The sequence below is a fragment of the uncultured Campylobacter sp. genome (assembly GCF_938039245.1).
Classification (GTDB): Bacteria; Campylobacterota; Campylobacteria; order Campylobacterales; family Campylobacteraceae; genus Campylobacter_A.
The window spans coordinates 81,587-88,547 of record NZ_CALHVN010000056.1 but is presented as its reverse complement, the minus strand read 5'-3'; the positions used below and the strand labels follow the sequence as shown (position 1 = coordinate 88,547).

Genomic DNA, 6,961 nt, shown 5'->3' with positions numbered 1-6,961 from the left:
GGAAATACGCGCGGTAGATTTTCCACGATGCCGCCGCCCGTGATGTGCGCGAGCGCGTGGATCTTGTCTTTTAAATTTAAAAAGTCGCCGACGTAGATCCTGGTCGGCTCCAAAAGCACGTCGATAAGCGCGCGACCGTCCACTTTATCGTCAAATTTTAGCCCCAGCTCGGCAACTACTTTGCGCGCGAGCGAGAAGCCGTTTGAGTGTAGGCCGCTGCTAGGAAGCGCGATGAGCGCGTCGCCCTCGCGGACAAATTTAGAGCGGTCGATCTCTTCCTCTTCGGCGATACCCACGGCAAAGCCCGCAAGGTCGAAGTCGCCTTTCTCATACATCGAGGGCATCTCCGCCGTTTCGCCGCCGATCAGCGCGCAACGCGCGAATTTGCAGCCCTCGGCGATACTTTTTACGACCTCTTTGGCATCCGCGATCTCGAGCTTTGCAGTCGCATAGTAGTCGAGGAAAAATAGCGGCTCGGCGAAGTTGCAGATGAGGTCGTTCACGCACATCGCGACGAGATCTTGGCCTACGCCCTCAAATTTACGCGCGTCGATCGCGAGTCGTAGCTTTGTGCCCACGCCGTCGGTGGCGCCTAGGATAGCGGGTTTCTTGTAGCCTGCGGGCAGCCTCACTGCGCCGCTAAACGAGCCGATACCGCCCAAAACGTGCGGAGTTTGCGTCGCCTTGACGAACGGTTTTATCGCGTTTACGAAGTCATTTCCCGCGTCTATATCGACGCCAGCGTCTTTGTAGCTTATCATTTTTGACCTTTATTGAAATTTGGTTAATTTTAGCCAAAAATTGCTAAAATCGGAGTAAAAAATCGGAGGTAAAATGCCGCAATTTAAACATGCAATCGTCATCACAGGCAGCATCGGTAGCGGCAAAAGCACGGTTTGCGAGATACTGCGCGAGCGGGGATTTGAGATCATCGACGCGGACTCTATCGCTCACGAACAGTTAAATTTATGCGCGAGCGAGGTTGCGGCGGAGTTTGGAGACGAGGTTTTAAATGGCGGCAAAATCGATAGAAAAAAGCTCGGCGCGCTAGTTTTTAACGACGCGGAAAAGCTAAAAATTTTAGAGCGAATTTTGCATCCAAAGATTAGGCTTGAAATTTTATCTCGCGCCGTAAAGCTAGAAAGCGCGGGTAGGACGTATTTTGTGGATATTCCGCTATTTTTTGAAAGGAGGGACGCTTACAAAGAGTTTTCGCGCGTAGCGGTCGTTTATGCGCCAAAAGACACGCTGATCTCGCGCGTGATGAAGCGAAACGAGCTTAGCTACGACGCTGCAAAGCGCCGCGTAGAACTACAAATAGATATCGAGCAAAAGCGCGCTGCGGCAAATTTTACGATAAAAAATACCGGAGATTTTGAAAATTTAAAAAGCGAGACGTTAAAGTTTTTAAGCGAAATTTCATCTAAACCCCGCACGTAAAATTTAAATATAAGTTTGCGCTTATTAAATTTTAGCTATAATCGAGGCTTCATAGATGGGTGTCCGAGCGGTTGAAGGAGCACGCCTGGAACGCGTGTAAAGTGCAAGCTTTCGAGGGTTCGAATCCCTTCCCATCTGCCATAATCTTATAAAACTTAACCCAAAATTTTTCCGCAAATTTAAAAATCAAGAACAAAAAATGATAAAGATAAAACACATAAACGAAGATGATTACGCGCGGATTTTCATATTCGGCGATCTGCACGGCAGTCTGGGGCTTTTTAACCTGATGCTTAAAAAGATAAATTTGAGCAAAAAAGATCTGATAATCATCCTAGGCGACAGCTGCGACCGTGGCGAGGATACGATAGGGCTTTACAAAAGATACGCCGAGCTAGTTAGAAACAGATACGCGCTGATCCACGTGCTAGGAAATCACGAAAAAATGATGATGGACGGGTATTTCGGCGGCGACGCGCTAGATCATCAAATTTGGCTTAGAAACGGCGGCGACAAAACAAAAAGATCGATTTACAAGCGAAATTTAAACAGTTTCGCGCTCTCGTGGCTCAAGGATTTTATCAGCGATATGCCCCACGTCGTAAGCCCTGAAAAAAGCATATTCGTCCATGCAGCCTTTGACGGCGAAAAAAGCGAAGAGGAGCAGGACGAGGACTACGTACTGTGGAGTATAGAGCCCTTTTGGGAGGGCAATAATACGGGCAAGAGGATATTTCACGGGCACGTCGCAAGCGAAGAAAATAGGATAACCAGGCGCGAAAATAACGTCTTTTCGATGGACGTAGGAGCCGTGTTTTTTAAGCGCCTAGAGATAATGGAAACAAAAAGCGGCGAGAAATTTGAAGCGGATTTAAGGGAGCAAAAATGATTTATTTTACCTCCGATTTGTATTTCGGACATAGCAATATCATGAAATTTCATCCATGCTTTAGGCCTTTTTCTAGCGTAGAGGCGATGGACAAGGCGCTCATTCGCCTCTGGAACGATAGAGTAAATCCCTGCGACACGGTCTATAACATAGGTGATCTAAGCTTTCACAAGGATATGCAGACCAGTATATCCATCTTTAGCAAGCTAAACGGCAAGCACGTCCTAGTGCTAGGCAATAAGGGCGAAGCGATAAAAAAGCGCAAAGACGAGCTACTAGCCATGAAAAAAGAGGACGGCAACGCGCTGTTTGAGGAAATTTGCGAATACAAAGAGATCACCGTGCAGCACATTTTGACCCGTCTTAGTCAAATTTGCGCTTTAAATTTACAAAGCAAATTCGGACGGCAAATTTAAATTCGCGCCCGAATTTGCCGATTTATAAAAACGTTAGGAGCAAAAATACGCCCAAAATCAAGCGATAAATCACAAACGGCATCATCGAAATGCGCTGCAACATCGCCATAAATAGCCGCACGCAAAGATACGCGCTAACGCCGCTAATCGCCGCGCCGATAGCAAGGTCGCTCCAAGGTAGCGAATCGGGCATCTTAAAGACTTTAATAGCCTCCAAACCGCCTGCTAGCACGATAACCGGGATCGAGAGCAAAAACGAAAAATTTGCGCTCGCCGTTCGAGAAAAACCGAGCATCAGCGCCGCAGTCATCGTCACGCCCGAGCGCGAAACTCCCGGTATGAGCGCGATTGCTTGCGCTAGGCCGATGATTAGGGCGATTTTTATCGTGATGGCGGCTTCGTCCTTTGGGCCGCTTTTTTTGTCGGCAAAGCCTAAAATTAATCCAAAAACTATGGTCATAATAGCGATCAAAGCGCCGTTTCTAGCGTATTGCTCGATGAAGTCGCCAAAGGCTAGGCCAAACAGCCCCACGGGGATCGTGCCAAAACCCGTCGCCCACACGAGCGTACTTTGTCCGACCGTCTTTTTTTGAGCGATAGAGGCGAAAAAATCTCTCAAAAGCGCGGCGATGCGGTCTTTAAAGTAAATCAAAATCGCAACCAGCGTGCCTACGTGAACGGCGACGTCAAAGGCAAGCCCTTGATCCGCCCAACCAAGCAGCTTTGGCACCAGCACTAGATGCGCCGAGCTAGATACGGGCAAAAACTCGCTAATGCCCTGAACTAGGGCTAAAACGATGATATGCGAGAGTTCCATTTTATACCTTGATTAAAAATTTAGTCGTTTTACGCAAATTTAGCGGCGGATTTGAGATTTTTACCGCGGGTTTAAAAGTCGTAAAGACGCGATTTTAGCAGAAAAATCATAAATTCTCGCAACTAAAATTTCGCGCCGGGTTTTCACGTTCGCAATTTCATCTCTTAGCGCCATCGCTTTTTTGCGCTATTTCGTGATTATCATCGGCTTTTATTTTTGCATTTAAATTTCTTCGGTAGCAAAACGCCGCCTATCTCGTGTTTTTGCTCCAGCCTATCCAGCGCCGAAATATCTTGTAAATTTTTGGCCCAAGCAATCTCTAAATGCTCTAGTTTGGTCATATTTTCTATGCCGTCCAATGATTTTATTTCGCTGTAAAATAGCCTCAAATCGCGCAAATTTAATAAATCTGCAAATTCGTTCAAATCGCTATTTTTGTAGCCGTATAGGACGAGGACTTCTAGCTGCTTGGCTTTGCCGATATTATAAACGCAGGGTTTATAGCCGTCTAAAACCAGCTCTTTTAGCGCCGTTATTTTGGAGATGTCTATCTCAAATTTATGCATTTTTTCCGTGCTTATAGATAGCGTTTCTAAATTTTTAAGTCGGTAAAGAACGTCAAGGTTGCGCACCTGAATTAAATTAAAATTAGTCGTGATGGATAACCCGCGCAAATCAGGATAAAGCGATAAATCTCGTAAATCCAAGATCACTTCGTCGCTAGTACGCGGGGTTTTGCCCTTCACGCGTTTTGGTATCATGAAATCAAAAGCCGACCAATCGCGTATTCGTAAGGAGCATTGATTTTCCTTGGCGCAAAGAACGCCGTCTCTGACGTACTCCGGTAGCGTCTCGACCCAGTTATCTTTTAGCGGCGAAGATAAATCCCGTTTAAAAAAGTGCGTGAACATAATATTTCCTATTTTGGCGAGCATAGATTTTTGCGATTTTTATAGTTCGACCCAAGTCAAAGAGACCGAAATCTCGGACATCTTCGCACGGGATTTGTGCCGCTTAATCTTGAGCACCCCTCTAAAACCGCAGGATCAAAGACTACCCATGCCGTCTGCGGTAAAGCAAACGCGGCTTGATAAATCGTAATCATAACTTAGATCGCGCCCGCTTGAGCCTGGCTGTGAGTTTAAGCTTTTTAGGGGCGCTTTCGTACCGTAATTAGTCGCTGTAGTTTGCGGGAAATCGCTAAACCTATCTTTTAGTATCTTCGCGCGTTTAAATTTGTAGATAGTTTAGATAAATTCGCATTTCAACTACCACTGCAAATTTAGGCAAATTCGGCTATATTTGCCGACTTATAAAAACTTGCGTACGGCCTTACCCTTCGGCCGAATTTCCCTAGCTTTTGAGTCGTTAAATTTATGAAATTAAAAAACAGCGAGCGCGTAAAAATCGCTTAATAATTCCCCGGCAAACTTAAGCCAAAATCCTTTTTGTAAGCACGGCAAATTTGGCATCCCGCAAACCGCGCAAAAGCGCAATTTGCAGGCTAAATTTATAAAATTTATTCTTTTGTTTTTGCCATTCTGCGGCGCATGGTCGGGTCTAGATAGCGTTTGCGCACGCGTATGTTCGTCGGAGTGACCTCGACTAGCTCGTCCTCCTCGATCCACTCCAGAGCGCGCTCTAGGCTGAGCTTTCTAGGCGGTACGAGCTTGATAGCATCGTCAGAGCCGCTGGCGCGTACGTTGGTTAGGTTTTTGCCTTTGATCGGGTTTACGTCAAGGTCGTTTGGACGGCTGTGCTCGCCGATGATCATGCCCACGTAGGTCTTGGTCTGCGGATCGACGAAAAGGACGCCGCGATCTTGCAAGTTCCAGAGGCTATACGCTAGCGTCACGCCGTTTTCCATCGACACTAGAGCGCCGTTGCTGCGGTGCTCGACGCTGCCTATTAGCGGACGAAACTCGAGGAAGCTGTGGTTCATGATGCCCTCGCCCTTCGTGTCGGTCAAAAACTGGCTTCTAAAGCCGATTAGACCGCGTGCGGGGATCTCAAACTCGATCCTCGTCTGTCCGTCGCCGGTCGGATTCATCGAGACCATCTCGGCCTTTCTGCGTCCGAGTTTTTCGATCACGGTGCCGCTAAACTCATCCGGCACGTCGCACACCAGCAGCTCAAACGGCTCGCAGCGCACGCCCTCGATCTCTTTGATGATAACCTCCGGACGTCCGAGGCAAAACTCAAAGCCCTCTCGGCGCATATTTTCGGCCAAAATCGTGATTTGCAGCTCGCCGCGCCCGCTAACCTTAAATTTACCCTCGCCGATGTTTTCGTAGCGCATCGCGATGTTTGTTTTCATCTCGCTAGCTAGGCGTTCGTCGAGTTTGTTTGATGTCACGTGCTTGCCCTCGGTGCCCGCTAACGGACTATCGTTTACGCTAAATACGACGCTAAGCGTAGGCTCCTCGATTTTTAGCGGATCAAGCGGCATAGGAGAGTTTGGATCTACGACGCTATCGCCCACGTCCAGCGCCTCAAAACCCGCTATCGCCACGATATCGCCTACTTGCGCCTCGTCTATATCGCGGCGCTCAAGACCCAAAAAGCCGATGAGTTTTGAAATCCTACCCGTCGTTTTCGTGCCGTCGGCTTTAGCGAGCATCACGTTTTGGTTTTTAGAAATTTTACCGTTAAAGATGCGCGCAATGCCGATTTTACCGACGTAGTTGTCGTAATCAAGCGTGAAAACCTGAAGCTGCAAAGGGTTGTTTACGTCGCCGCTAGGAGCCGGAACGTGAGACAAAATCGTCTCGAAAAGCGGCTGCATATTTACGTTTTCGTCGCTCAAATTTAGCTTCGCGTAGCCGTTTCTAGCCGCTGCGTAAACGACAGGAAACTCTAGCTGCTCGTCGTTTGCCTCAAGCGCCACGAAAAGGTCGAAAATCTCGTTTATCACGCGATCAGGATCGGCTGCTGGTTTGTCGATTTTATTTACGACGACGATTGGGCGAAGGCCAAGCGAGAGTGCCTTCTTCACGACGAATTTAGTCTGCGGCATTACTCCTTCTTGCGCGTCTACGAGTAGCAAAACGCCGTCGACCATCTTTAGCACGCGCTCTACCTCGCCGCCAAAATCGGCGTGGCCCGGGGTGTCGATGATGTTGATCTTGGTGTCTTTGTAGCGGATCGCGGTGTTTTTCGAGAGGATCGTGATGCCGCGCTCGCGCTCGATGTCGTTGCTGTCCATCACGCGTTCGCCGACGGCTTGGTGCTCGTTAAAAGTACCCGATTGTTTCAAGAGCTCGTCAACCATCGTAGTTTTGCCGTGATCGACGTGAGCGATGACGGCGATGTTTCGTATCTTTTCCAAATTTTTCTCCGTTTTAAACTTTTAAAGCGCGGATATACGCGTTTTGATAAGAGACCGATTATACCCAAAAC

At 47.9% G+C, this 6,961-nt stretch carries 7 protein-coding genes and 1 tRNA gene; 4 read left to right on the top strand and 4 right to left on the bottom strand.

The annotated features are described in order from the left end of the window. On the bottom strand, window positions 1-761 hold a 761-nt coding region (gene purM / locus Q0218_RS09860), incomplete at its 3' end, for a phosphoribosylformylglycinamidine cyclo-ligase (protein ID WP_297969134.1). 73 nt (window positions 762-834) lie between these two features. Here purM and coaE point away from each other — a divergent pair. The 4 genes from coaE to Q0218_RS09840 all read left to right on the top strand — a co-directional run bounded on the left by coaE (window position 835) and on the right by Q0218_RS09840 (window position 2,745). Then, window positions 835-1,440, top strand: coding sequence for a dephospho-CoA kinase (coaE, locus tag Q0218_RS09855; RefSeq protein ID WP_297969132.1), 606 nt, complete (start codon window positions 835-837; stop codon window positions 1,438-1,440). Between the two features lie 53 nt (window positions 1,441-1,493). Then, window positions 1,494-1,581 (top strand) — tRNA-Ser (locus Q0218_RS09850). Window positions 1,582-1,639: 58 nt separating this feature from the next. Beyond that, window positions 1,640-2,329 carry a metallophosphoesterase gene (locus Q0218_RS09845; protein WP_297969130.1) on the top strand — a complete coding sequence of 230 codons (690 nt, stop codon included), beginning with the start codon at window positions 1,640-1,642 and terminating at the stop codon, window positions 2,327-2,329. Further along, window positions 2,326-2,745 carry a hypothetical protein gene (locus Q0218_RS09840; RefSeq protein ID WP_297969128.1) on the top strand — a complete coding sequence of 140 codons (420 nt, stop codon included), beginning with the start codon at window positions 2,326-2,328 and terminating at the stop codon, window positions 2,743-2,745. The genes Q0218_RS09845 and Q0218_RS09840 overlap by 4 nt, the downstream gene beginning before the upstream one ends. 22 nt (window positions 2,746-2,767) lie before the next feature. On the opposite strand, the gene Q0218_RS09835 is transcribed toward Q0218_RS09840, so the two are convergent. From Q0218_RS09835 to typA, 3 genes are all read right to left on the bottom strand, one after another. Beyond that, complete coding sequence (locus Q0218_RS09835) at window positions 2,768-3,562, bottom strand: undecaprenyl-diphosphate phosphatase (RefSeq protein WP_297969126.1); 795 nt, start codon at window positions 3,560-3,562, stop codon at window positions 2,768-2,770. A 200-nt stretch (window positions 3,563-3,762) separates the two neighbouring features. Continuing rightward, the gene (locus Q0218_RS09830; RefSeq protein WP_297969124.1) at window positions 3,763-4,473 is read right to left on the bottom strand and encodes a hypothetical protein; all 711 of its coding nucleotides are present in this window, start codon (window positions 4,471-4,473) and stop codon (window positions 3,763-3,765) included. 608 nt (window positions 4,474-5,081) lie between these two features. Beyond that, complete coding sequence (typA, locus tag Q0218_RS09825; RefSeq protein WP_297969122.1) at window positions 5,082-6,890, bottom strand: translational GTPase TypA; 1,809 nt, start codon at window positions 6,888-6,890, stop codon at window positions 5,082-5,084. Window positions 6,891-6,961: the final 71 nt, after the last annotated feature.

Excerpts from the sequence above, each read along its gene's own strand:
- coaE (WP_297969132.1), top strand. The coding sequence starts at position 835 with ATGCCGCAATTTAAACATGCAATCGTCATCACAGGCAGCATCGGTAGC.
- Q0218_RS09845 (WP_297969130.1), top strand. The coding sequence starts at position 1,640 with ATGATAAAGATAAAACACATAAACGAAGATGATTACGCGCGGATTTTC.
- Q0218_RS09840 (WP_297969128.1), top strand. The coding sequence starts at position 2,326 with ATGATTTATTTTACCTCCGATTTGTATTTCGGACATAGCAATATCATG.
- Q0218_RS09835 (WP_297969126.1), bottom strand. The coding sequence starts at position 3,562 with ATGGAACTCTCGCATATCATCGTTTTAGCCCTAGTTCAGGGCATTAGC.
- Q0218_RS09830 (WP_297969124.1), bottom strand. The coding sequence starts at position 4,473 with ATGTTCACGCACTTTTTTAAACGGGATTTATCTTCGCCGCTAAAAGAT.